Here is a 693-nt window from a genome sequence, read left to right as displayed (position 1 = left end):
CGCTTTGTCAGGACGAAATTACTCAGGCGCTCGATCTGCTTCTCACAGGTTTCTGAAACGCGACGGTGATCGGCTTACGCCGTCATGCTGGACACAGGAAGCACCATGCTAAATTCCGAAAAGCGGGCGTAAGTGTCTGTATCTGCCAATCTGGAAAAAGCTGAAGAGCGCCGCTAGTAAAGGCAGTAAAGATGAGAGCCGGGCGGCCCAGATACCTGCACCGGTTCTATCTTACTCCTAACCCTTCCCGAACCCCGATTTCTCGCTGTCGAGTACCGCCATCTGTTTCGGATCGTAACGTTCCCCGGCCGCAGCTCCTTTGGGAACAGCCTGCTCGATAGCAGCCAGATCGTCGGGCGTCAGCGCAAGATCAAGCGCACCCAGAGCCTCGGAGAGCCGATCACGCCGGCGGGCTCCTACAAGTGGTACGATGTCGTCACCCTGTGCGGCCACCCAGGCAATTGCCAACTGGGCCACGCTTGCACCCCTGGTGGCTGCAATTTCGCGCAATGTCTCCACAAGGGCCAGATTGCGCTCGACATTGCCTTCCTGAAAGCGGGGACTACGAACCCGAAAGTCCCCTGGCCCTTTTGCCCCTTGCCAGTGCCCGCTGATCAGACCACGTGCAAGCACGCCATAGGCTGTTATACCGATGCCGAGTTCACGACAGGCAGGAAGAATTTTGTCCTCAAT

The 693-nt window shown here is 57.4% G+C and carries 1 protein-coding gene; it reads right to left on the bottom strand.

Annotated features, from left to right (window positions below):
- Positions 1–237 precede the first annotated feature (237 nt).
- A partial coding sequence (locus B7449_RS17245) for an aldo/keto reductase (protein WP_048883915.1) occupies positions 238–693 on the bottom strand: 456 nt, incomplete at its 5' end.

The organism is Komagataeibacter intermedius TF2, assembly GCF_000964425.1.
Classification (GTDB): domain Bacteria; phylum Pseudomonadota; class Alphaproteobacteria; order Acetobacterales; family Acetobacteraceae; genus Komagataeibacter; species Komagataeibacter intermedius.
Note: the sequence above shows the minus strand (reverse complement) of the source record. Positions and strands in the feature narration are given on the sequence as shown.